This is a genomic window from Clostridium sp., assembly GCF_050717535.1.
Lineage (GTDB): Bacteria > Bacillota > Clostridia > Clostridiales > Clostridiaceae > Clostridium_AD.
The window spans coordinates 16,092-38,966 of the sequence record NZ_JBOITM010000001.1 but is presented as its reverse complement, the minus strand read 5'-3'; the positions used below and the strand labels follow the sequence as shown (position 1 = coordinate 38,966).

General features: G+C 30.2%; 28 protein-coding genes. 2 read left to right on the top strand and 26 right to left on the bottom strand.

The genetic code is table 11. The features are described 5' to 3' along the window. Nucleotides 1–242: 242 nt before the first annotated feature. A complete protein-coding gene (purB, locus tag ACREVU_RS00265) occupies nt 243–1,673 on the bottom strand; it encodes an adenylosuccinate lyase (protein WP_431549632.1) in 1,431 nt (476 codons plus the stop codon). 246 nt (nt 1,674–1,919) lie between these two features. On the opposite strand from purB, the gene ACREVU_RS00260 reads away from it, so the two are divergent. Continuing rightward, the gene (locus ACREVU_RS00260) at nt 1,920–2,126 is read left to right on the top strand and encodes a DUF378 domain-containing protein (protein WP_431549631.1); all 207 of its coding nucleotides are present in this window, start codon (nt 1,920–1,922) and stop codon (nt 2,124–2,126) included. Between the two features lie 107 nt (nt 2,127–2,233). Here ACREVU_RS00260 and ACREVU_RS00255 read toward each other — a convergent pair whose 3' ends face one another. The 16 genes from ACREVU_RS00255 to ACREVU_RS00180 all read right to left on the bottom strand — a co-directional run bounded on the left by ACREVU_RS00255 (nt 2,234) and on the right by ACREVU_RS00180 (nt 13,722). Further along, nucleotides 2,234–2,614: an MGMT family protein gene (locus ACREVU_RS00255; RefSeq protein WP_431549630.1), complete on the bottom strand. Its 381-nt coding sequence runs from the start codon at nt 2,612–2,614 to the stop codon at nt 2,234–2,236. 35 nt (nt 2,615–2,649) lie between these two features. Beyond that, the gene (locus ACREVU_RS00250) at nt 2,650–3,459 is read right to left on the bottom strand and encodes a YdcF family protein (RefSeq protein WP_431549629.1); all 810 of its coding nucleotides are present in this window, start codon (nt 3,457–3,459) and stop codon (nt 2,650–2,652) included. Nucleotides 3,460–3,657: 198 nt separating this feature from the next. After that, nucleotides 3,658–4,185 carry a dCTP deaminase gene (gene dcd / locus ACREVU_RS00245; protein WP_431549628.1) on the bottom strand — a complete coding sequence of 176 codons (528 nt, stop codon included), beginning with the start codon at nt 4,183–4,185 and terminating at the stop codon, nt 3,658–3,660. A gap of 65 nt (nt 4,186–4,250) precedes the next feature. Beyond that, the gene (locus tag ACREVU_RS00240) at nt 4,251–5,657 is read right to left on the bottom strand and encodes a sodium:solute symporter family protein (protein ID WP_431549627.1); all 1,407 of its coding nucleotides are present in this window, start codon (nt 5,655–5,657) and stop codon (nt 4,251–4,253) included. 28 nt (nt 5,658–5,685) lie between these two features. After that, entirely contained in the window at nt 5,686–6,438 is a 753-nt protein-coding gene (locus tag ACREVU_RS00235) for an AAA family ATPase (protein ID WP_431549626.1), read from the bottom strand. 92 nt (nt 6,439–6,530) lie between these two features. Then, the gene (locus tag ACREVU_RS00230) at nt 6,531–6,677 is read right to left on the bottom strand and encodes a histidine phosphatase family protein (RefSeq protein WP_431549625.1); all 147 of its coding nucleotides are present in this window, start codon (nt 6,675–6,677) and stop codon (nt 6,531–6,533) included. A gap of 46 nt (nt 6,678–6,723) precedes the next feature. Then, nucleotides 6,724–7,662 carry a prenyltransferase/squalene oxidase repeat-containing protein gene (locus ACREVU_RS00225; protein ID WP_431549624.1) on the bottom strand — a complete coding sequence of 313 codons (939 nt, stop codon included), beginning with the start codon at nt 7,660–7,662 and terminating at the stop codon, nt 6,724–6,726. Between the two features lie 17 nt (nt 7,663–7,679). Further along, the gene (locus ACREVU_RS00220; protein ID WP_431549623.1) at nt 7,680–8,192 is read right to left on the bottom strand and encodes a GNAT family N-acetyltransferase; all 513 of its coding nucleotides are present in this window, start codon (nt 8,190–8,192) and stop codon (nt 7,680–7,682) included. A gap of 2 nt (nt 8,193–8,194) precedes the next feature. Beyond that, nucleotides 8,195–8,326 carry a hypothetical protein gene (locus ACREVU_RS00215; protein ID WP_431549622.1) on the bottom strand — a complete coding sequence of 44 codons (132 nt, stop codon included), beginning with the start codon at nt 8,324–8,326 and terminating at the stop codon, nt 8,195–8,197. Between the two features lie 26 nt (nt 8,327–8,352). Next, nucleotides 8,353–8,964 (bottom strand): SGNH/GDSL hydrolase family protein, encoded by a 612-nt coding sequence (locus ACREVU_RS00210; RefSeq protein ID WP_431549621.1) that lies wholly within the window; start codon nt 8,962–8,964, stop codon nt 8,353–8,355. A 22-nt stretch (nt 8,965–8,986) separates the two neighbouring features. Further along, entirely contained in the window at nt 8,987–9,955 is a 969-nt protein-coding gene (locus ACREVU_RS00205) for an ROK family protein (RefSeq protein ID WP_431549620.1), read from the bottom strand. 32 nt (nt 9,956–9,987) lie between these two features. Next, nucleotides 9,988–10,596 carry a YdcF family protein gene (locus ACREVU_RS00200; protein WP_431549619.1) on the bottom strand — a complete coding sequence of 203 codons (609 nt, stop codon included), beginning with the start codon at nt 10,594–10,596 and terminating at the stop codon, nt 9,988–9,990. 123 nt (nt 10,597–10,719) lie between these two features. Further along, nucleotides 10,720–11,280 (bottom strand): hypothetical protein, encoded by a 561-nt coding sequence (locus ACREVU_RS00195; protein WP_431549618.1) that lies wholly within the window; start codon nt 11,278–11,280, stop codon nt 10,720–10,722. A 254-nt stretch (nt 11,281–11,534) separates the two neighbouring features. After that, nucleotides 11,535–12,260 carry a sugar phosphate isomerase/epimerase family protein gene (locus ACREVU_RS00190; protein ID WP_431549617.1) on the bottom strand — a complete coding sequence of 242 codons (726 nt, stop codon included), beginning with the start codon at nt 12,258–12,260 and terminating at the stop codon, nt 11,535–11,537. Between the two features lie 4 nt (nt 12,261–12,264). Then, nucleotides 12,265–12,816: a GNAT family N-acetyltransferase gene (locus tag ACREVU_RS00185; RefSeq protein ID WP_431549616.1), complete on the bottom strand. Its 552-nt coding sequence runs from the start codon at nt 12,814–12,816 to the stop codon at nt 12,265–12,267. Nucleotides 12,817–12,870: 54 nt separating this feature from the next. Then, nucleotides 12,871–13,722, bottom strand: coding sequence for a cell division protein (locus tag ACREVU_RS00180; RefSeq protein WP_431549615.1), 852 nt, complete (start codon nt 13,720–13,722; stop codon nt 12,871–12,873). 754 nt (nt 13,723–14,476) lie between these two features. Between ACREVU_RS00180 and ltrA the strand changes: the two genes are divergently transcribed. Continuing rightward, a complete protein-coding gene (gene ltrA / locus ACREVU_RS00175) occupies nt 14,477–16,300 on the top strand; it encodes a group II intron reverse transcriptase/maturase (protein WP_431549614.1) in 1,824 nt (607 codons plus the stop codon). A gap of 163 nt (nt 16,301–16,463) precedes the next feature. On the opposite strand, the gene ACREVU_RS00170 is transcribed toward ltrA, so the two are convergent. From ACREVU_RS00170 to ACREVU_RS00130, 9 genes are all read right to left on the bottom strand, one after another. Beyond that, the gene (locus tag ACREVU_RS00170) at nt 16,464–17,084 is read right to left on the bottom strand and encodes an HD domain-containing protein (protein ID WP_431549613.1); all 621 of its coding nucleotides are present in this window, start codon (nt 17,082–17,084) and stop codon (nt 16,464–16,466) included. Between the two features lie 28 nt (nt 17,085–17,112). Further along, nucleotides 17,113–18,117: a GNAT family N-acetyltransferase gene (locus ACREVU_RS00165; protein ID WP_431549612.1), complete on the bottom strand. Its 1,005-nt coding sequence runs from the start codon at nt 18,115–18,117 to the stop codon at nt 17,113–17,115. A 43-nt stretch (nt 18,118–18,160) separates the two neighbouring features. Next, nucleotides 18,161–18,688, bottom strand: coding sequence for a hypothetical protein (locus ACREVU_RS00160; protein ID WP_431549611.1), 528 nt, complete (start codon nt 18,686–18,688; stop codon nt 18,161–18,163). 107 nt (nt 18,689–18,795) lie between these two features. After that, nucleotides 18,796–19,620 carry an MBL fold metallo-hydrolase gene (locus ACREVU_RS00155; protein WP_431549610.1) on the bottom strand — a complete coding sequence of 275 codons (825 nt, stop codon included), beginning with the start codon at nt 19,618–19,620 and terminating at the stop codon, nt 18,796–18,798. Between the two features lie 16 nt (nt 19,621–19,636). Continuing rightward, the gene (locus tag ACREVU_RS00150; RefSeq protein ID WP_431549609.1) at nt 19,637–20,197 is read right to left on the bottom strand and encodes a GNAT family N-acetyltransferase; all 561 of its coding nucleotides are present in this window, start codon (nt 20,195–20,197) and stop codon (nt 19,637–19,639) included. An 18-nt stretch (nt 20,198–20,215) separates the two neighbouring features. Then, a complete protein-coding gene (locus ACREVU_RS00145) occupies nt 20,216–20,695 on the bottom strand; it encodes a GNAT family N-acetyltransferase (RefSeq protein ID WP_431549608.1) in 480 nt (159 codons plus the stop codon). Nucleotides 20,696–20,905: 210 nt separating this feature from the next. Further along, nucleotides 20,906–21,487, bottom strand: coding sequence for a class I SAM-dependent methyltransferase (locus tag ACREVU_RS00140; RefSeq protein ID WP_431549607.1), 582 nt, complete (start codon nt 21,485–21,487; stop codon nt 20,906–20,908). 37 nt (nt 21,488–21,524) lie between these two features. Next, entirely contained in the window at nt 21,525–22,040 is a 516-nt protein-coding gene (locus tag ACREVU_RS00135) for a GNAT family N-acetyltransferase (protein WP_431549606.1), read from the bottom strand. A gap of 66 nt (nt 22,041–22,106) precedes the next feature. Continuing rightward, a complete protein-coding gene (locus tag ACREVU_RS00130) occupies nt 22,107–22,811 on the bottom strand; it encodes an alpha/beta fold hydrolase (protein WP_431549605.1) in 705 nt (234 codons plus the stop codon). Nucleotides 22,812–22,875 lie beyond the last annotated feature (64 nt).

Below are 22,875 nucleotides of genomic sequence, written 5' to 3'. Positions count from 1 at the left end.
ATAATGTCGTGAAACTAACATTTCACGACATTATTATTCTACAAGAGGGGGTCAAAATCCTTCTTTTTTTCAAAAATATTTTTATTTCTTTTTTTATTATAATTAATTTCTTTTTTTTATTATAATTAATTTCTTTATATTTTATATAAAATATTACTCTCTTATAAAAATATATTAAATAAAGAAGCTACCAGTATTTAAACTGACAGCTTCTTTAGTCTATCTTCAGTTAATATCAATTATTATACGTTTATAGCAGTTTCTACCCCAATTGCATCTTTGTTTGCTTCTAATATTGGATTTACATATTCCTCTATAAATTCTACAACTTGACCTGGGGCTCTACCTGTAAATTTAATTGGGTCAATTACAGCTAGAATCTCTTCTTTTGACATCTTAAAGCTATTATCATTTATAATTCTTTCTATAAGGTCATTGTTTAAGCCTTCTTCTTTAACTCTTCTTGCTGCAGCCATAGAATGAACTCTAATGCTTTCATGAAGTTCTTGTCTGTCCCCTCCCCTTTTAACTGCTTCCATAAGAATGTTTTCTGTTGCCATAAATGGAAGTTCATTATTCACATGAACCGCAATAACTTTTTCATAGACTACCATATTTCCCGCTACATTCATATATAAATTTAAAACTCCATCAAGAGCTAGGAAAGCCTCAGCTACTGAAATTCTTTTATTAGCTGAATCATCTAATGTTCTCTCAAACCATTGTGTTGCTGCTGTTATAGCTGGATTTAATGAATTTACTATAATATATCTTGATAAAGCACTAATTCTTTCAGAACGCATAGGATTTCTTTTATATGCCATTGCAGAGGAACCTATTTGACTTTTTTCAAAGGGTTCTTCTACTTCTTTCATGCTTTGAAGTAATCTTAAATCATTACTGAATTTATATGCACTTTGGGCTATCTCTGAAAGTGTATTTAATATTATAGAATCTAATTTTCTAGAATAAGTTTGGCCAGTAACTGGATATGTATTTTCAAAGCCCATTTTATTAGCTACATACTTATCCAAACTTTTTACTTTTTCCTCATCATCATTAAATAGATTCATAAAACTTGCTTGAGTTCCAGTTGTTCCTTTAACTCCTCTTAATTTCATCTTATCTATTACAAAATCTAAGTTTTCCAAATCCATTACTAAGTCTTGAATCCAAAGAGTTGCTCTTTTACCTACAGTAGTTAATTGAGCTGGCTGTAAATGAGTAAAACCCAAAGTAGGAAGATCTTTATACTTTGATGCGAATTTCGAAGATTTACCTATTACATTGATTAATTTATTTTTAATTAATAATAAGGCTTTCTTCATTACTATTAAATCTGTGTTATCGCCTACGTAGCAGCTAGTAGCTCCTAAATGAATAATCCCCTTAGCACTTGGACATTGAACTCCATATGCATATACATGGCTCATTACATCGTGTCTAATTTCTTTTTCCTTTGCTTCCGCCACTTCATAATTAACATTATCTTCAAAAGATCTAAGTTCTTCAACTTGAGCCTCCGTAATATTAACTCCGAGTAACCTTTCACCTTCAGCTAAGGCAACCCAAAGCTTTCTCCAAGTCTTAAATTTCATATCGTCTGAAAATAAATAACTCATCTCTTTTGATGCGTATCTACTGTTTAACGGTGTATTATAAGTATTTCTCATATTATTAAGCCTCCATACGTACATATTAAAATAACAAACAAATTTCACTCATATTATAACATACAATGATGTCATAAGTAATGAAAATGTTCGTATATATCAATTGTGCTCTTCTAAATATTTTTTAATATATAAAATTATCAGTTTAATAATATATACTTTCTAAAAAATTATTAAATAGTTCTAAAATTTTATATTTTTAATATAATTTAAACAATAGAACAATTTTATAGTTTGGGGGGAATTATGTATAAACTTAATATTATAGACAAACTATCATTCATATTCGTATTGGTTGGTGCATTAAACTGGGGACTTTTAGGATTATTTAATTTTAATCTAGTTAGTGCTATATTTGGATCTGTTCCATTCCTTGCTAGAGCAATATATATCTTAGTAGGACTATCTGCTGCAAATATTATTGTTTTCATAATTAGAAATAAAAAAAACTAGCTCTTGCTTTTCATAATATTAAATGCAATAACATAATATTTATAGTGAAGATACTCCATAAATTATTATGGGGTATTTTTGAGTATTTTATTCTAAGGATTTATGGTTTAAAAACCGAATTCCATAAAGCTATTGTATTCATGAGATTGAAATTCATTTAGATTTATAGTACCGTCATCATTAAATTTTACACCCTCACTTTCAAGTAATACCTTCTGCAAATTCCGAGACTCATAATCAACTATGCTAATCGCACCTTTTGAATTTATGACTCTATGCCAAGGCAGTTTATATTTTTCACTTAAGAAATGAAGAACTCTAACTACCTGCCTAGCTCCTCTGGGGCTTCCAGCCAAGGTCGCAATTTGACCATATGTCATCACTTTACCTTCTGGTATGTCTTTTATAATATTTACAACTTTTTTTGTAAAAGGTTCCATTTTAAGCCCCACTTTCTTAAATATTTTAGATATAAATAAATCGCTCATACTACAAAGATTAATCTATGTTTATTAAAACAAATTTACTTCCTATTTTTAATTTCGTTATATTCTTTATAGTAGGATACTAATCTTTGATAAGAATTTAAAACTTCTTTTGGAATATCTACATGGGCTATAAATCCTTTCCCCCTTGGACCATATCCATTTGCATCATCACTTAACCTTGGAATTTCACCCATTACAAGATCAATAAATCTATCTTTAGACCATAATCCAGGTATATTGCTATTTAAATATCCATCACTTTTCGCAGATACTTTTAATTGTGGTATAAAGGGTGAATAACTTATGATTAATGTTTTTTCTTCATTCCACTGCTTTAAAAAAGATGCATGAGTTCTTAATTGCATTGTAGGATCCTGAATTAATATTATGGATTTTGGAACTTTTCCAATTCCCTTTAATACATTTAATGATTCAGAAGCATTTGATCCACAATTCGTTGATTTACTTTCAATAATAATTTTATCTTTCTGAATATTTTCTCCACTAACAATAATTTGTTTTAAGATATCGGCTTCTGATTTATCATCCACATCAATATCTTTATATCTATTATCCTCTAGGACATTTTGAATTAAATATTTAGTTGAATGTCCTATTCCCCCTACTATCATTATATCTTTAGCTAGCCCGTTTTTATATGCTTTTGCTCCGACTTCTGCTATATAGGGAATACTGTTTCCTAGAATTATTATCATATCAACTTGTGTAATTCCGAATTTATCAACTAATGAGCTGCTAGACAATTCGCTTATATCTCGTTTGGATAAAAATTTGACAACATTATTGATATCATTTACTATTGAAAATTCAAATAAATTACTCAAAGATATCCCTCCATTATTGCTTTAACAATTTGATTAAATTTTTAAACCTAATTAGGACTTGTTTATATAATTCATTATATCCCCGTACGCCAAATTCAAATCGGTGTACTAATTTAAACTCTCCATTTACTAAATTAGAAGTTATTTTGTTACTATAATTAAATTTCTCTAAATATGCAAAATTATAAAATATTAACTCTATAATTTATTATCAAAATCTTTATACAATAAACTTGGTTGAATTCCTTTATTATTCTGGTATTTACCGCTGATATATCTATCATAATCACCCTCAATTGAATGATAATATATTTGGCAAATTTCAACATCAGCATATATTCTTATAGGTTGAATACAATGAATTTCTAATGTCCAATATCCACGAAATCCAACATCTCCAAAGCCCGCTGTCACATGTACAAATAAGCCAAGTCTTCCTACTGAAGATCTTCCTTCAAGCATTGGAACAAATTTATCTGTCTCTGTATATTCTGTAGTTCTACCTAAATAAAGTTTATTTGGTTCTAAAACTATACCTTCAGTGGGTATGACAATAGTTTTATATGCATTCTCATGTTTCATATCTAAAGTTAGTTCTTTATACACAACAAGTTCGTTATGTAATCTTAGGTTATAACTATTTGGGTTTAGTTGATTTTCATTAAATGGATCTATTCTAATCTCTTTTCCTAACTTGTTTCTAATTTGTTTCCCTGATAATATCATACGTTTGCCCTCCTCAAAAATATAAACTAGTTATGCAACCAGACCACATTTGCGTCGTCCCCTTTTTAGCTTTTACTATGCCCGGTATCCTGAATTCCTTGTCTAAATCTAAATAACTCACTCATACCCAAAAGTACAAAAATACTAATTGCTAAGCCTATATATATGGAATTCATTTTTTCAAAGCCTAATAAAATCCATATTAAACTGGCCAGTGGCCCGGCTATTATAGAATAAATACCCGCTTCCATTCTTATCTTGTCTTTAAAAAACATTGCGGCAACAACTGGAATGAAAATTGGTGTAGCTCTAAAAATCATAGAAAGGAACCCCCAATTAAGTATCATAGAATCTTTATTGTTTATTACTATTATTAAAGTCATAATTCCAATAAAGATTATAGTTCCTCTTAAAATATAAAGTTGCTTTTTATCCCCCGCTTTTTTATTTATGCACTGAATATAAATGTCTCTAACAAACATAGTCGCTATTCCTAAAGTGAGGCCCGCTCCTGTTGCTATAGATGAAATCAATACAGTCGCAATGCATACCCCTCCGAAAACTGGGTTTAAATAATTCATAAGAAACAATGGGAAGGCTTCACTTGGTGCAATACCTGGATAATGAATCCTCATATACATGCCAATCATTGTACATACAAATCCAATTGGGAGAACTAAGAATGCTACTAAAAAAGCACTTCTTCTTGATGTTTTAGAAGTCTTTCCTGCCATTATAGCTTGAAAATAGGTTTGAGTTGATAACACCCCTACTATTGTAGATATTCCTGAAGCTAAATCTGATGAAACTCCACCACTAAACAAATTAAACCATGGTTCTTGTGGCAAAATAGAGTTTATATCTCTAATTCCATTGAATTTAAATATTAGTAATAATCCACATATAATACTTGTTCCATATAAAAGTATTGTTTTTACAGCACCCACCATTGTGCTTCCCCAAAAACCTCCAAATACTACATATGCTACAAGCAGAGATACAACAATTACCGCAGTTTTAGTAATACTCATACCAAGCACTACAGTAAACAAGGCAGTACAGGCTATAATCTGCCCATTAATATGAATAAACATTCCTAGGGATAATAAAATACTTGATGCTGTTCTTGCTTTTTTACCATATGCATTTCCAATTATCTGTGGAATCGTTTCTGTAGATTTTTTATCTACTTGCTTTGAATAAAACAATCCCAACATTATACTTGCAATAGAAAGCCCAACTATAAACCATACAGCCCCAATACCGCGATTATAAGCCATTTGAGCAGTGCCTACTGTAGATGCACCGCCTATTATTGAACCCATAAGCATACTTGTAACACCCATCATTCCAAGTTTATTTCCACCTGAAATAAAATCTTTTGATGTTTTAACTTTTGACTTTGATAAATAACCAATTATTCCAGTTATAAGTAACGTAATAATGATACTAATTATAAGAATTATGCACATCCCCTTTAATTAATTTTTCCTCAATAAATTATAAATCCATAATTATACTTAACATTCTATCAGTATTGTTTATAAATTCCTTCATTACCTGATAATGTTCAGTATCTTTATATGCCACTCTTTTGAATCCATCATTTAATTCATATATAGTTGCATCTGGATAAGACATTATAATTGGAGAATGGGTAGCAATTATAAATTGAGAATCTTCTTGAACTAAGTCATGCATTCTAGCAAGCATGGCCATTTGTCGTGATGGTGACAATGCTGCTTCTGGTTCATCTAAAATATACAATCCTTTTCCACTAAATCGGTTCACAAACAACGATAAAAAAGCTTCACCATGGGATTGCTCATGCAATGAACGTCCTCCGTATGAATCTATAATTCTTGGACCTATTCCAAACTTGTCTAATTCATCGATGTTGCTTGCAACATTGTAGAAACTTTCTGCCCTAAGAAAAAAGCCATCCTCTGGTCTTTTAATTCCTTTTACTAATCTTAAGTACTTATACAAGTCTGAATGAGTGCTCGTAGTTGAAAAGTTGAAATTTTTTGTTCCACCCTCAGGGTTAAATCCATAGGCTGTGGCAATTGCCTCAAGTATGGTGGATTTTCCAGTACCATTTTCACCTACAATAAAAGTCACTTTTGGATGTAGTTCCAATGTAAATAAGCTCCGTACTGCCTCTAAAGAAAATGGGTATGTAGAAAATGAATCAATATTTTTTCTACATAGTTCAACAGTCCTTAAATACTGATTATATTTAAATGTTGTCATTTTTAATTTCCTCCATAAATTAATTGGATCAAGTTATTTACTACTGGATATATTATACCATGTCCACAATAGGCTTCATTTATTGTTTCACATTAATCTATGTTTTCAACCCAACCACACCATTTAAAATCTTTACAAAAATCAACTTCAATGATTCCACAATATGGGATGTCAGTATAATATTCAAACTGTCTCATTACTATTCCATGGGATACCACAATTATTTTTTCATAGTTCAAATGTTTTTCTAGACCCTTAAAAGCCCTACTACCTTGATTAGCTGTGTCATTCAGGTTTAGTGTTGAGCTCTATTCTATTAAACTTCAATAAAGATAATAAAGCCTCAAGAGTCAAGATTCCCGTCCATTCACTCTTAGCAATTTCCCATTCTTTTAGATATTGGTCCCAATGCCATGTAGGAAATATATTACCTTCCACTTCAAGTCTATCTACCAAATAATCTAAGTTCTCATCAATGAATTTAGATTCAATAGCAAAAGAGCATTTTGAATCAATCTCTATAAATTTTAATGGGGTTGGTACATAACTTGACCATTCAGATTGAGTTATGTTAACCAATTGAGAAACAGCCAATTTTAGTGTATCTACAATTTGTATGGAAAATTTCTCCTCTAGTGCATTATACATATGAATATAACAAAATATTTCATGCTCTGAGTTGAATTCTGTAACTTTATTCAAATTGGTTATAGCATAATTTACTAATGAATAAACATCTAGATTATTGAGATATTTTTTATATTTATAAAGATAACCTATCAATTCAGCAGTAGGATTTCCCCAAGAATAGTCAATAATTGTCATATTTATATCATCTCTAAATTCCCACCAAGGTGCATGAGGATAATTGTTAATATTACTTGAAGCACTATACCACCCATTTCTATTACTATCAAAAGTTGCCTCTAGATATTCAACAGCTCTAGCTATCATCTTTTGAGCCCTATCATTATTATCTAGCTTACTCAAATGTCTTAATCCGATGGATGTTGCCATAGGTGAGGATTGTATAAGCTTAAAATCTGGTTCCAGACCTTGACCAAAACCTCCATCTGAATTTTGAAATGCTTCTAATGAATTCAATATGTCATCAACACTTGAATGATTAAAATAGTAATTGAATATAGATTTTTCCAATGGTCTAGCTTCTGTATTCATATAGGTATTTATATGATTAAATAGAGTCTTTGATAATTTTTTCATGTTATCCCCCTTATGTCCTAACCCTCTATTGGATTTTTAGGTCCTTTAAGATCTAATTGATAAAAAGCAAGATTAAGCCATTTTCCAAATTTATACCCAGCTTTAGTTATGGTACCTGAATACTTGAATCCTAACTTTTTATGCATTTTTATACTGATTTTGTTAGCATCATCAATTCCAGCCACCATGATTGCGAATTCTCTTTCATTAGCAATTCGTATTATCTCATTAGCTAGAAACACTCCTATTCCTTTATTTCTGTATGTTTTATTAACATAAATAGAGTGTTCAACAGAGTATTTGTATGCCGGCCATGCTCTAAATGGTCCAAATGTTGCAAATCCAACAACCTTATTATTTGCTTCATACACTAATATGGGGTATCCATCTTGCATCTTTTTTTCATACCATTGTTCTCTGTCGTTAATAGTGTGAGCCCTATAATCATAGACTGATGTTGTATGCAAAATAGCATCATTATAAATTTCTAAAATATCCGTTAAATCATTTTCGATTGCATCCCTTATCATTTTTATACTCCTTTCACAATAAAAATTGTTTCAGATAGATATAGTGCATGCCATTTTGGATTAGGTTCACTTATTATAATGGGAAACAGCCTTCCTAATTCTTCTCCATTCATTTCATCTAGTTGTTTTGCCAAAATTCTCACCACCTAATTTAATTTTACTAAATCAAATTCAAATAATCAGCAATAAGTGTTGCTTGTAATTCTCTAATTTTTTCTTTGAAGTGAACATGATCTGAATAAATATCAATTCCCAAATTCTTGGTGAAGTTATACATATCTATGCAGGGGATGTTGTACTTCTCCATTATTTCTTTTGCAGCAATATCATAAGCCTGAATATCCTTACTATATCTTAAAACACCTTCTTTTCTAGAATTATGAATTTCATCTACCACCGGTGTTAATCCAATCCATATGGTTTTGTTTGCCATAGTTCTTGCTATTTCAATTATTTTAGTTAAATTCATCTTGTATTCTTCTAATTCAACCTGAACTTTATTTAAATCCCTATCTACCCGAGCATCGTGCAATCCACAATTTATAAGCAATATTTCGTATTTTGTATTTTTTTTATATTCCTCTGCTAAATATTCCATGACCATTCCACTATCTCCAGCATTAGCACCAACCTGTCTGTCTAAATCTTCTAAAGCTTCTTCTACACCTCTTTTTCTATCATACTCAAATTTATGTTTTATCATCTTTTTAAGATATGGACCATAGTGTATTGACACACTATCACCTATAACAAATATTTTCTGTTTCTCCATTTCTAGTTCCTCCAGCTATTTTTTATGTTTCAATCCTTTCTTTAGCATATGATGCTGCACCAATCATTCCAGCACAATCGCCTAATTGAGCCTGTACAACTGTGCAAACTTGACTAGAAATCTTTAATGAGTGGTATCTAATTGTCTCACGTACTGTATTTAACAATCTGTCCCCTGCATAAGACATTCCTCCACCTACAATAATGATTTCAGGATTAAATAAATTAATAGCATTTGCCAAACCAAAACCAAGTATCTGTCCAGTTTCATGCATTACTTCAATTGATAAATCGTCGTTTAAATCATATGCCTCAGATATCATACTCGCTTGAATATTATTGATATCATGATTAATCCATTCTTCTACTATACTCTTTCTTCCATCATTTAATTTTTCAATAAAAGTATTAACCATTCCGCTTGCTGAAACGTATCTCCCTAAGCAACCAGAACTCCCACATTTGCAAGGACGCCCTTGCCGATACATATTCATATGCCCAATTTCTCCGGCACTGGATGTTGCACCATATAGAACTTTCCCATCAACAACTATTCCTGAACCTAAACCAGTACCTAATGTAATAAGAATAAGATTTTTTATATTTAAGCCTGCACCAAATCGCCACTCTCCATATAAATTCACACGAACATCATTATCGATAAATATTGGGAAATCAAATCTCTTGTTCAATTCATTAACAACATGTATATTTTCCCAACCTGGAAAGTTTGGTGAAAAAAATGATATACCCTGTTTTGGGTCTAGTAATCCTGGAATACCTAGTCCCATACAATAAATTGAATCATATGTAATATTAAGACTTTCCAGCATCTCTTCTATTATCTGTTTTATGTTGTTTATAACCTGAACCGGACCTTTATGAGCTTGCGTTGGCCTACGAACTTCAATTATTAATTGCAAGTCTAAATTGAATATTGCGGCCTTGATATTAGTTCCCCCTAAATCAATTCCAATTATAAGTTTATTCATAGGTTATACCTCCTAATTATTAATAAAACTTCTTACAAATTAGATGAATCTTTAGTAAATTCCATTATATAATCCTTAAGCTGTGAACCGCATCTTGCTAGTTCACCCATTACTCTCTCCACGCCAATCTCTGTAGTAAACCAATTATTCCTGTTTATTCCTTGCACTTCAGATGGACAAATAATTATCTTTGTGTTTGGATATGCCCATTTGTAATACATATAACACCGTCTTGCGTGGAAGGCTTTACAACATATTATTGCACTATTTATGTTTAAATTTAGTTTGTCTGTAATCTCACGAGATTTGAATGCATTTTCATATGTGAACTCAGCATTATCTTCTCTTAAAATTCTACTTTCATCTACACCATTTTTAATTAAAACATCTTTTAAGAAATCCCATTCTGTATTATATGTACCAGTATATTTATCTGCTTTTGATAGTGGACTCGGAAAGTATCCACGTTTAACACTGTATTTACCAGATGGAAGGACAAGTGGTGCATATTCATTTCTCAAGAGTTCAGCTGCAGACTCTGCTAATTCAGCATAAGACCCTCCAGGTATAAAAATAATATCCGCTTTTTCAGGATTATCCTCAAGAAAAATAAAATTTGTAATATCATCTATTGTCTTCATATTAGCCCCCTACAAATTCTGCGTTGATTTTGCCATGGAGCATGGCATAAACCTTTATATAGAGTATAACCCTTAAATTTACATAATTCTATATAAAAAAACCACCAACTAAGGTGGAATAAATTATTTTAAAGCGCTTAAACTTTCACTACATCTTTTCATAAAGCCTAATATGCCTATTGTGATTATAATTGATACTACTAAAAGCCCAATAATATAAATTACATTTAATAGAGGTATGAAAATAACAATAAATGTACATAAGGCGGCAATCTGTAATATCTTATATTGATTCCATTTTTCATCAGACTCGTTCACAAACTCAGGCTTTTCTTGTTTTTCTGCCATATCCTTAATTCCCATAAATAAATTGTATACAATTAATAAATCAAGTACAAATGATGCAATTGCCAAAGGGATACTCAATATACCCAATTGACCTAATTGAATGCCTCCACCTTGTGCTGGACTTTGATAGATTGAGAAAACAGACAATATTATCATAGGAACATTATATTTCGCAGCTATACTAAAATAATTGCTATTTAATGCAAGCTTACTAAGGCCTGCAGCAAAAAATAAATACCCCACTATATCAGGTAAAATATCAAAACCTTGAATTCTAAAACTGAGCATTGTAAATAGGAATCCCCAATACAATTTACTAAAACCACTTTCATTCATACGATTACCCCCTAATATTGAATTAATTTATATTATTCCACTATTATCTTAAGTAAAAGTAAAATTGAGTGTGTTATTATCCCAAGTTATTTCGTATCGGGAACTAATTTTATTGTATGTTTATCTGATCAGTAATGTCTAAGATTTATACCCATGGTATTATCATATGTCACTTATACTTTTTTAGGAACTTAATATTACTATTATAATTTAGCGAGGGTGGATTGTAATATGTTCTTAGTAGTTGTAAAGATTTATCTGATTCTACAATATTCCTCAATTATAGCTTTTGAACTGATTATATCACTTGAGCTTTGCACAATTTCTAAGATCATCTTACCGTGAAAATTCTTTAATACATTGGCAAATATATACTTGTAATCTATATTGCCTTGTCCTATAGGTAGATGTTCATGAATCACTTCAAGGTGTCTATCAGCAATATGTAGTATTCTAGGCATCTTTATTGCAATCATAGATTTAAGATGCTGGTAGCTATCTATATGAGCTATATCAAGAAGAAAATGAAGAGCTGGGTTTTGCTTAAACATAATTTCTAGTTCATTGGGTTGATTAAATATTGGATCTAATCTACTGTTATTTTCCAGGTATAAAGTAATATTTTCTTTTGATAGCTCAGATAAAGCAAATCTTACTTTATCTGATAACTTATATATTGTTTGTGGAGTTATTTCTTCACTTTTACATACTGGATGAATTATTAATTCATGGTGTCCTAAATATTTTAGTATTTCAATTAGTTTTGGTACATGTTCTTCGAACTCATTTATATCTAAAACAGCATGAATTATTGTTGGAAAATCATATTTTTTAATGGTTTCTATTGGCTTCAGATCTTTTTTTAATGAAATTCCATTGCTGTCATACCATATTTGCATAAATTGAAAATCGCCATTTTGTGCAAATTCCACTTCTTCTTTGTAAGAATTAAAATATCTTGCTAAACATCCTATTTGCATCCTTTTACCTCCATTCATTTTTAAGCATCGAATAATTAAGTTGATCATATTTAGCTTCATTAACCCAATAATGTTCTCTAAATCTTCCATCTAATTTAAAATCAAACTTTTCTAAAAGTTTAATGGATGGTATATTATTTGATGATGTTGTTGCATATATTTTATTTAGATTTAGTTTATTATCTGTAAAAGCTTTCTCTATAAATTGTGCCAAAAGAATAATACCAAATCTTTTTTTTCTATTGCAGCTTGGTATATAGTATCCAAATTCTGCGCTATGATTTCTAGGATTAAAATCAAATAGTGTAATTTTCCCTATTGGTTGATTTTCAGCTCCTTTTTTAATTAATATGTAGGTTTTCTGTTTTTCTTCAGAGATTGACTTTATTGTTTTACGTGCATACTCATCAAATGATTGTGGCAAATTTACAGGGCGACAAGTATATAGTTCAAAGTGCTTTTCTTCAATCCTCCAGCGGAAAAGTTCTTGAAGATAATCTTCTGTTAGTGGGATTAGTTCATACTCATAATTGGGTTCTAAAAATTTATCATTCATAATTTTCTCCTATAATTTTTGTGAAGTTATTTATAATATACATTATGTATTACCTTACGAATAAATCTTGGCTTTTACAAACCAAGTTATAGATACAAAATAGCCGATTATCGGTGAAATCCCGTAGCCCATGAGTGGAACTGGAAAATTCCCGAATATTGTAGAAATTAAAATAATTATAAAATATATTCCAATACAAGTGGATGATAGTCTTAAGTTTTTTGGGGCAAAGAATATAAATGGTAATGGTAATATTATAAGAGATATTACTCCTAAAGAGAGCCATAATATTCCCATATTTCCTACCAAACTAAGTATTTTTTCAACATAAGACACTGGTGGTAAAATATCTAAATGTACCCACGAATTAACCATTATTATTGAGAGTATTGCTATAATACCTAACCGTAAAGTAATCTTATTAGTTTTTCCCCATAATAAAATTATCATTGGAATAATAAATGCAGTTAATTGTGATGCATCTGGCTGCAGCGCAAGTAATATTGATACGAATATTATTATAATCACCGAAATTATTAAATGTTGTAATTGAGATAAGCTACACAACTCTATAATTAAAATTGGAATCACTATACTTGCAACATAGAACTTAATTGGTCCCATAGATATCCATCTATTAACTCCTTGAAATCCTGAGTCAACAAACGTTAGTAATATAAATAGTACCGCTACTATAATAGTAATAGTATTGAATTCTGTCTTTTTAGATTTAGTTTCTTTTGATAAAATAAAATATGAAACTAAACCTAATATTATTAAACAAGCAATATTTTGTCCCCAAATAATCATTGGAACTTTATTGAAGAACATAGCGATGACTCCAATTATAATTGGAGGAAATGCAATAAATAATGGTGTGAATTTTGAGCATAGTACTTTTTTCATAATGTTTGAGGCTGGAGACTCGTGACTTAAGTCATGGTACGATTTGTTGTTGATGGAAACATTGACGTAATTTGGTAACAAATTATAACTGTTATTTCAAAAGGTAGAATGATAGAGTAACGTCTTGAAATGCCTTCCATAATAGTGACGTAGTGCGTTTAATTGGATAAACAATTAAAGGTATTAAGTACGTTAACACAGCATGAGAGTATACCCTAACGGGTGTAGCTGAGGAAATGCGAACTGTAAAAAGTCGAGTATATGATAGTGCGTTGGTTAATATCTATGGTTAGAATGTCCGTAAGGACTGACGAAATTGGGAATGTACGGGTCTAAATGAAGGATATTTAGAAATGAATATTACCTCGTGCGAGGGATAAGTGAGGATTAGTAAAAATCGTGACTCTGAAAATCCTTATACTGTTAAAGGCAGTATCAAGCTTATAGGCTTAAACTAATGACCTAAGGATATAATATGATAGGAATAACGGAACAAAGAAAGCTAAGAATATGGAGGTTTTATTGCCAATGAAGTAGTAATAAGGAAAGTTTTTTTTTAAGGATATAACTTGTTTTAATCTTAGTGAGAGTAGTGGCACAGTACCAATGAAACCATGATAATAAGTGGTGGAGGGATAGCCACAAGACAGTTGGTATTTGATAACTTAATATCTGAGTTAGTTCAAGGTTCGAGTAAGACTAAGAGATGTGAAAGCTGAAATTAGTAGTAATACGAAATGAGGTATTAGCAGACTTGAAGGAAAGCTTATTAAAGAAAAAACAAAAACTAAGAAATAATGAATATTATAATATGCAAGAAACATTCGATGATTTATACAAGATGAGTTGTGATGGAATTAAATTTAATAATCTTATACAACTTATAAAGCAAGATGAAAATATTTTACTAGCGTACAGAAACATTAAAAAAAATCATGGTTCAGTAACAGCGGGAACAGACGGATTAAACATAGAATTTATCAGAAATATGGGTATAGAAAATTATATCAAGTATATCCAAAACAAATTTGATAATTATTTTCCTAAAAGTGTAAGAAGAGTTGATATTCCAAAAGGTGATGGAAAAACTAGACCATTAGGAATTCCATGCATAGATGATAGGGTTATTCAACAATGTATTAAACAGATATTAGAACCTATATGTGAAGCTAAATTTCATAAACACAGTTATGGATTCAGACCGAATAGGTCTACAGAGCACGCAATCGCAAGAAGTATGTTTTTGATGAATCGTAATGGACTGCATTATGTTGTAGATATTGACATAAAAGGTTTCTTTACCAATGTCAATCATAATAAGTTAAAGAAACAATTATGGAATATGGGGATAAAGGATAAACAACTGTTAAGTATAATTGGAAAAATTCTAGAATCTGAAATTGAAGGCGAAGGAATACCAACAAAAGGAACACCTCAAGGAGGTATAATTAGTCCGTTATTGTCAAATGTTGTGCTTAATGAACTAGATTGGTGGATAAGTTCTCAATGGGAAACATTTGAAACAAGACATGATTACATAGCTCAATCAGACAAATATAGAACATTAAAAAAGACCAAAATGAAAGAAATGTTTCTAGTACGATATGCTGATGACTTTAAGATATTCTGTAGGGATTATAAAACTGCTGTGAAAGCATATAATGCAGTTAAAACATGGTTAAAAGAAAGATTAGACTTAGATATAAGTCCTACAAAATCCAAGATAACTAATGTAAGAAAAGGTCGAACAGAGTTTTTAGGGTTTAGGTTAAATGTTGTAAATAAAGGTAAAAAACTTGTATGTAATAGTAGAATGACCCAAAAAGCAGTTGTAAATACAGTCAATAAATTAGTTGAACAGGTTAAGGTGATTCAAAAAAAACAAAATTCAAAAAAAGTAACTAAACTTAACTCCATGATATTAGGTAGCCACAATTATTATAACAAGGCTACACATTGTGTTATGGATTTCAGCTTGATAAATTTCTTAGTTACAAAGACCTTGGACAATAGATTAAAAGGAGTAATGAGCAACAAACCTAGATTTAGTAAAACTTATAATAAGTTATATGGTAGTTATCAAGGGAAAATAAGAACGGTACAAAATATAACATTGTTTCCAATCTATGCTTGCAAGACAAAAAATGCAATGTGTATGAATACAAAAGTATGCAATTATACTAAGGCTGGTCGGAAAATAATACATGATTCTGCCAAGGGATACAATCACATCATAGAACACCTATTAAATAATTCCGATAGAAAGAAAAGTGTAGAATTCAATGATAATAGCATTTCATTAATTGTAGGACAACGAGGTAAATGTTATGTTACAAGGGAACAATTAGAAATAGGAAAATTGGAATGTCATCATAAGAGAATGCAGAGCAAAGGTGGAACAGATGAATATAAAAACCTAACTTGGTTAAGTTATGATGTTCATAAATTAGTACATTGTATTGAAGAAAAAACTATTGATAAATACATGACACTTATGAAAATAGAAGGAAAAGGTTTGGAAAAAGTAAATTCTTTAAGAAAGTTAGTAGGAAACTCAGAGATTAAGCTAAAAGTATAAATTGTTGGAGTGCCGTATGAGTTGGAAACTCTCACGTACGGTATGGCGCAGGGGAAAAGGCAGGAGATAACTTCAAATCCTTACCTATTGCTATGGAGGTAATGTCCGAACTTGCATAGTCACTCCACTAATCAGCCTATCTCCTTTCCTATAATAATAAATTCTAAAAATCAAAAGTATTTTCTACAACATTGGGCAAAACACTATAAATAGATTTTCCAATTCTTTCTTCGAAAAAACCCTTAATATCAAAAACTGCTTTCCATTTTTGAATTGTGTATTCATTTACCCCATGCCTCATAGCAACGTCTAGCATTCTTTTTTCCATTAAACAATATCCGGTAGGCAAAGCTAGCGCATCACATAGCTGAATTAATTTATCATAAGCTGTAAAATCAATCTTATCTAAATATTCCTTAACAAATTTGTATTCCTTATCTGAACAATCCCATTTTCCAAATACGGCATCAATGTTTTTATATGAGAAAGAATGAGTTATACAAATTCTCGCTAATAAAGTATATCCCCTCTCCATTGAAAAGTTATACCCATCTATACTATGCCGCATACTCGTTACACCATATTGTCTCCCTATATCATGTAACATGCCTAATACCAATGCAATATTTCCATCTAACTCCTTATCTTCGTTAGCAATTAATTCTGCTGCTTTGCCCACAAATAAGGAATGTTCTATCCATGGTCCAGGATTTAATTTACTTCCTTCATTTAAAATCAACGTCGCTTCTTCTATGGTAGGTACCCCTGAATCTTGTTCTCTCATTTTATCTCCTCATCATTCTTATAAAATTTTATATTGAATTTTTCTTAAGCTCCAAATAAATAAATTCATGGTCTTTATTTATTTCTTTCATTCCTACCTTTTTTAATACATGTATAGATGCCAAATTACTTATTAAACAATCTGCTTTAATTATATCTACATTCTTTTGAGAAAAAGCCCAATCTAAAATTTTGCATAATGCTTCTTTTGCAAATCCCTTACCTCTTTCTTTTTCTACTAGACCATAGCCTACTTCAATTTCCTTTTTTTCATCAGGTTGTCCTTTAAATCCAATGTCTCCTATTATTTTCATAGTATCTTTTTTTACAATCATCCAACATTCAAATCCAGTTGGAATTATTGATTTTTCTAAAGCACTTTTAACCATGGGTAAAATATCCTTAGTGTCTAACCTTGGCCAATCACTCTCTACTTTAAATCCGAGCTTTTCAATGACCATAGTATTATCTTCCATAAGCGATTTGGTTATATCTAAAGACATTGGTATTAACATTAATCTCTCTGTATTTAAATTACTTACACTCATTATACCTGGCCAATTTTCACTAACTTTACCTTCACCTTCATAATAATCCACCTTTTGATCCCTTTGATATACTTCTTGATAAGGTAAAATGATTATTTTACCTGAATCAGGATATTCACAGACATCTAGGCCATCATGAGTACCTAAATCAAGGAATGTGCATGGTGCCTCTGTATGATTATATAGTTGATGAGCACCTTCTGGTCCAATTTCAAAAAACACAATATCACCTTTACTTAATTCCACAAATTCATTGGGTGTTCGAAGTGTAGCACTTCCGGATAAGATTACAAACATCTCTTCTGAGTTTCTGTGAAAATGATATGGGTATGAATATTTACCTGCATCAAGGGATCTTACATCAAACTCTAAATGTTTTGATTTAACTATTTCTGATAATTTCTGACTGGTATGCCAAGAAAACTCTGGAATTGGTGATTGTCTGAGTTCAAATGATATATTTTTTTCATTAAATATCTGTGCCATATAAATACTCCCTCTTTTTATTTACTTTCCTTAATTTGTATTTTCAATTAGCTAATAAATTGATTAACAATTTTAATACTGCTACTATCAGCGCTAAATTGCCTAGTATAACTGCAAGTTTAAGTTTATCGTTTTTATTTTTTGTATACTCTTTTTCACTTATTTTGCCGTCTAGAAATTCCTGTTCTACCAGTGCTATCATTTTATCCTCATGTCTTGTGCTGTACATTATTAGCGCTACCATAGAGCCTAACAGCATTATTATTGTTAATATAGATACTATAGGTTTAAATTTAGATGGCACATAATCCATTATCATGAATATTGAGAATATACTTGCAGCTGTATATAATATGATACCAAAGCCTAGTTTTAATATTCCTTTAAGTATATATAAACTAAAATCTGGTAATTTTGATTTTTTTCTTATGTATAATAATATACCAAGTATAATAGATATAACTAGTGCCCAATCTTCAAATAATAGTTTGTATTTTTCGCTGTTTATAAATGTTCCTATAAAAAATATAAAAAAGAATACAAATACTGAAAGTAGTGTGTATATAATCATGCTTTTAATAAATTTTAGTATATTCTCACGTCCTTTGTAAATTGGTCATGTAAATTTTAAGACTGCTTTTACTTGCTCTATTTTTATTATTACAACTTTCTAACTAGCTACACTTCAATGATCATTCCTGTTTTTAACTCATTTAAGTTGCTCATGGTATTAGATAAATACCTATAAGCTTGTTCACCAGTACAATGGCAAGTATAATACTTATTAACATTATTGTTAATTAAATTGACTGAAAGATCATCTAAAAATACTTTAGAATTAGAACTTTTAGTATTCGTTCTCATTAAATGAAATCCGCCAACTACCGTATCTAAATTATTATCTATGAGCTCCTTAGCTCTCTCAATAATATTAATAATGCCCTTGTGAGCACACCCACAAAATAGACTATATTTTCTATCTTCATTAATCAATAGGTTTATCTCATGTTCAAAATCATCTTTTCCTATGGAGTTATTAGTAAATTTTTTTAATAACCTATCATTACCTTTAGGCTGTAATTTATTGCCTTTAACATCACCCAATAAGGTCAACTCATCATCTATTTTCATGATTCGGTCTACAAATACAAATCTGTTATTAATTAATTCTTTCTTTAAACCTATATTGTACTTAATAACCCCAAATAATTTTACAAGATGACTATCAAATGCTCCCTTACCGATGTAAATTTCTGCTTTACTATTGAGTTTTAAAAACGTTTCGAGTCCGCCACCATGATCATAATGCCCATGTGAAATCACAGCTATGTCTATCTCTTCCAATTTGACTCCTAACTTACTAGCATTATATGCAAATGATTGATCCGTACCAGTATCGAATAATATCTTATGATTAGACGTTTCTATATACAACGATAAACCATGCTTACATTTATAATCTTTTGATATAGTTCTGTTTTCAAACAATGTAATAACTTTCATTCATATCTCCTTTCAATTAAATTTTATATTCATCCTTTAATATTGAATAATACTTACAGTCTACTAAAATACCACTGTTATTTTTATTTGTTTTTCTTAAAGTTCCTTCATACTCTAGTCCACATTTATTCATAACTTGTCCCGATGCTCTATTAGCTACATCATGACGACCCGTTATTCTCTGAAAACCTATTTCATGGAAAGCAAATTCAATAATACCTAAAAATACTTCTGTCATAATACCTTTGTTCCAAAATTTGTGTCCCAAACAATATCCAATTTCACAGTTTTCATTATTATTATCTATATTCATTAAAGCTGCACTTCCAATAACACTACCACTTTCTTTTAGCTCGATAGCCCATTGGTAATTTTCTATATTTCTATAATCGTCTATCCAGGTTTTGAGTACTTCCTGACTAACTTCAATACTGCCGTGGGTTGGCCAAGTAAGGTATTTGGTTACATTTGAATCGGATGCCCAATTATTAAACATATCTTCAGCATCCTCTTCTACAAATTTTCTTAAGCTTAACCTATCTGTTTCTATATATTTTGTACCTGCATGATTGACCATGGTTACGTCCTCCTAAATTTAATCGGTAAATTCCATTTTAATAAATTCCCCATATCCCATTGGTGTATTCTTCTTATAAGTATCTACAACCTTAAATCCTGACTTTTTATAACATGCAATTGCTCTTTCATTAAAAGAACGAACCTCTAAAACAACCTTTTTATTTTCATACCTCTTTTTACATTGTTGTATTAATAGTTCCATTAGAATGATTCCTAAACCTTGTCCACATAAAGATGGCTTTAGGCCTACTCCTATTAGCAGATGTTCATTTTTATCTAGTATTCTTATGTATCCACATAAATTAGTGCATTCATCAACTATGGCACTAAATTCCTTCTTCCTCGTCTGATCTATTGTAATGCCCCAATCTTCACTAAATATTTTATCCCATTTCGGATAATCATATATAGAATATTCACTCTTATATTTCCAGTTACAGATTTGTTTTGCGTAGTTTTCAGTTAAAGATTCTACTATGAAGTTCAGGATAGTCACCCTACATCCTTTTTAAAACTAATTTCATTATATATTCACTACCAAATACCTGGCCATTAAAATCAAAACCCAGGTCCTTATATGGTTTTACAGCATCTACACTTTCTTTATGTACACCAAGAAAAACCTTTTAAGATAACAACAAATTGCACAATTTCAAATCTTCAGTTAATTCTTTATAAAATCTTATTTGTTGTAATTCCATAGTGATTACCTTTTACAACTAAGATAGAAAAAATCATCGTCTCTTATTATAACTTCTCTAAATTGATATTTTTCTGCAAGCTCATATAAAGCATCATCATTTGGAATTGCTTCTCTTCCCAAATTATATCCTATTCTTTTATGATGTTCTTTTAATTCATTTCGAGTTTTTGAATGTACTATTGCAAAAGTCCCTCCAATTTTCAAATGTTTCTTAGCATTTGAAAATACTATATTTAAGTTTTCAAAATGAGGTATGCTATTAAATATTAAAACATACTCAAATTTTTCTTCTAAATCCAAATTTTTATCAAAATTATTACATATAGTTTTTGTTTCAGGATATAAATGTTGTAATTCTTTCAACATATTTTCTGATATGTCTAAGGCAACATAATTACTTAACCTCATATTTTTTAAAACTGTGTATAATACTCCTGTTCCTGATGCTACATCGAGTACAGAATGTCCTTCTGATATTCCCAACATATTTATTGCTTTATTTATAATTCTACCTTTTTCATCAGATATTTGTTTCCATTTTTCATATGTATTATTAAAGTATTGTGCTTGATTTTCAATAGTCATAATTATTCTCTTGTCTCATAATTCACCCATCCAAATATTAAACCTCTATCCAGTATCTTTGAGTTATTTCTCCATCATCAGACACTTCATTTTCTAGAACTCCACCATTTTTTATAATCGTTTTAGCAGAACCTAAATTATTTTTATCACAAGTAATCAAAGCCTTATTAATTCCAAGTTTCTTCGCTATAGGTAAAGCCATAGATAACATCAATGATGCATATCCTTTTTTTCGCTCTGAGGGACAAACACCATAACCAATATGTCCACCAAAATTTAATAAATAATCATTTAGATAATGTCTAATATTTACAGCACCAATAATTTTTTTATTATCTAGTACCAAAAAATAGGTGTGTGCAGGCACTAAATTCGGTGGACAGGTATCCACAGTTTCAATTTTGTACGTATAATCCAACCATGTTTTATAATCCATGTTTTGTAATCTTGCTGCATAAGGTGCAATTGCCTCACCATCTTTTTCCCATTCATTGATAAAACTTAAATGCTGTTCTTCCATTTCCATACTTGCCCTAAATAATTCTAGTTTCATATCTATTCCCCCATCATTTCATTTTTTTAATATTATTTTTGCTAAAAAGAATACTACATTTAAAAATTAATTAAGAAATTCATCTATAATTTCAATAATTTGATCATTATATACTATATTAAAATGATTAGTTTTTTTTATCATTTTTAAAAAAGAGCCTTTTATATTTCTATGTATATTAAATGTATGCTCCTCATAAATAAGATCATTTTCAGCACAAAGCACAAGTGTTGGTTTTATTATTTTCTTTAAATCACTTTCTGAAATACCCATATCATCCACCATTAAGTCATATTTCCATTTTTTTGTTTTGATTGAATTGAAGTGTTTTGAAAAAGGTATTAATAAAATTATCAAGAACTTTAATATATTTCTAAGCCATTTTTTAACACCTTCTACTTTATAATTACCTGAAATAATGACTAATTTATCAATCAATTGAGGATACTTTTTGGCTATCATTAATGCAATATTCGCTCCATCACTATAACCGACAATACGTATATTCGAGAATTTTTTTTTGCGGCAAAAGGAAATGATATCATCTGCAAATAAATCAATAGAATATGGGACTTCTCCATGTTCACTTGAACCGTGCCCCCTACTATCAACTGCAACAACTTTGTATTTTTCAGCAAAATACTCATACATGTTAACGAAAATATCACTATCCAAGCTATTACCGTGTAAAAATAATAAAACATCACCTTGACCTTTTTCATGATAGCTTAATGTTATATCATCAATAGCCAACTGATTACTATTATTCACTTTTATAAAAGTCACCTCTTTTCTATAGAACACAGTGTTTTACGGTTACTACTGTAACGAAATA

Coding starts and splice junctions, on each gene's coding strand:
- ACREVU_RS00220 (WP_431549623.1), bottom strand. CDS start 8,192: ATGATAAGGGATGCAATCGAAAATGATTTAACGGATATTTTAGAAATT.
- ACREVU_RS00200 (WP_431549619.1), bottom strand. CDS start 10,596: ATGAAGACAATAGATGATATTACAAATTTTATTTTTCTTGAGGATAAT.
- ACREVU_RS00195 (WP_431549618.1), bottom strand. CDS start 11,280: ATGAATGAAAGTGGTTTTAGTAAATTGTATTGGGGATTCCTATTTACA.
- ACREVU_RS00205 (WP_431549620.1), bottom strand. CDS start 9,955: ATGAATAAACTTATAATTGGAATTGATTTAGGGGGAACTAATATCAAG.
- ACREVU_RS00165 (WP_431549612.1), bottom strand. CDS start 18,117: ATGGCACAGATATTTAATGAAAAAAATATATCATTTGAACTCAGACAA.
- ACREVU_RS00255 (WP_431549630.1), bottom strand. CDS start 2,614: ATGAGCGATTTATTTATATCTAAAATATTTAAGAAAGTGGGGCTTAAA.
- ACREVU_RS00235 (WP_431549626.1), bottom strand. CDS start 6,438: ATGACAACATTTAAATATAATCAGTATTTAAGGACTGTTGAACTATGT.
- ACREVU_RS00210 (WP_431549621.1), bottom strand. CDS start 8,964: ATGGAGAAACAGAAAATATTTGTTATAGGTGATAGTGTGTCAATACAC.
- ACREVU_RS00225 (WP_431549624.1), bottom strand. CDS start 7,662: ATGAAAAAATTATCAAAGACTCTATTTAATCATATAAATACCTATATG.
- ACREVU_RS00140 (WP_431549607.1), bottom strand. CDS start 21,487: ATGACTATTGAAAATCAAGCACAATACTTTAATAATACATATGAAAAA.
- ACREVU_RS00135 (WP_431549606.1), bottom strand. CDS start 22,040: ATGAAACTAGAATTATTTAGGGCAAGTATGGAAATGGAAGAACAGCAT.
- dcd (WP_431549628.1), bottom strand. CDS start 4,185: ATGATATTATCAGGGAAACAAATTAGAAACAAGTTAGGAAAAGAGATT.
- ACREVU_RS00180 (WP_431549615.1), bottom strand. CDS start 13,722: ATGAAAAAAGTACTATGCTCAAAATTCACACCATTATTTATTGCATTT.
- ACREVU_RS00185 (WP_431549616.1), bottom strand. CDS start 12,816: ATGAATGATAAATTTTTAGAACCCAATTATGAGTATGAACTAATCCCA.
- ACREVU_RS00260 (WP_431549631.1), top strand. CDS start 1,920: ATGTATAAACTTAATATTATAGACAAACTATCATTCATATTCGTATTG.
- purB (WP_431549632.1), bottom strand. CDS start 1,673: ATGAGAAATACTTATAATACACCGTTAAACAGTAGATACGCATCAAAA.
- ACREVU_RS00170 (WP_431549613.1), bottom strand. CDS start 17,084: ATGAGAGAACAAGATTCAGGGGTACCTACCATAGAAGAAGCGACGTTG.
- ACREVU_RS00190 (WP_431549617.1), bottom strand. CDS start 12,260: ATGCAAATAGGATGTTTAGCAAGATATTTTAATTCTTACAAAGAAGAA.
- ACREVU_RS00155 (WP_431549610.1), bottom strand. CDS start 19,620: ATGAAAGTTATTACATTGTTTGAAAACAGAACTATATCAAAAGATTAT.
- ACREVU_RS00150 (WP_431549609.1), bottom strand. CDS start 20,197: ATGGTCAATCATGCAGGTACAAAATATATAGAAACAGATAGGTTAAGC.
- ACREVU_RS00160 (WP_431549611.1), bottom strand. CDS start 18,688: ATGATTATATACACACTACTTTCAGTATTTGTATTCTTTTTTATATTT.
- ACREVU_RS00240 (WP_431549627.1), bottom strand. CDS start 5,657: ATGTGCATAATTCTTATAATTAGTATCATTATTACGTTACTTATAACT.